General features: G+C 62.5%; 1 protein-coding gene. It reads left to right on the top strand.

Translation table 11 applies throughout. From position 1 onward, the window contains the following. Positions 1–590: contractile injection system protein, VgrG/Pvc8 family (locus HP566_RS07105; RefSeq protein ID WP_249976568.1), on the top strand; the 590-nt coding region annotated here is incomplete at both ends.

Below are 590 nucleotides of genomic sequence, written 5' to 3'. Positions count from 1 at the left end.
GGCCGAGCGTGAGTACTGTGTGCAGTACCGTGAGACGGATCTTGCCTTTATCGAGCGTCTGGCTGCCGAGGAGGGGCTGTTCTACTTCCATGACTTCGAGGCAGCAGACGACCAGAGCAGCGGGGGCGCCCACCGGCTAATCTTCGCCGATGATCCCCAGGTATTGGTCAACCTGGGCGGGCGCAGCTACCACAGCCGTGCCGGTGGCACCGCCCCCCACCGCCATCTACGCACACTCCGCCACACCGCCCGTGTGGCCAGTTCCTCGGCCACGCTCAAAGACTACAGCTTTAAACACCCTGGCTATGCCCAGTTACACGAACACCAGGGCCGCGAGGTGGATGCCCACGGCCAACGGTTGGATTACGAACACTACGACTACCCTGGCCGTTATAAACAGGACGCCTCGGGTAAACCCTTTACCCGTATTCGCCTGGAGCACTTACGCCGCGATGCGGTGACTGCTCAAGCAGAAAGCGACCTGCCCGAACTCGCCCCCGGTACACGCTTCACCCTCACCGACCACGACACCGCCCGCCTTAATCGCGACTGGCAGGCGATTGAAGTGCGCCATGTGGGGGAACAGCCCC

Source organism: Vreelandella olivaria, assembly GCF_023507745.1.
GTDB classification, from domain to species: domain Bacteria; phylum Pseudomonadota; class Gammaproteobacteria; order Pseudomonadales; family Halomonadaceae; genus Vreelandella; species Vreelandella olivaria_A.
This window is presented reverse-complemented; position numbering and strand designations above follow the sequence as displayed.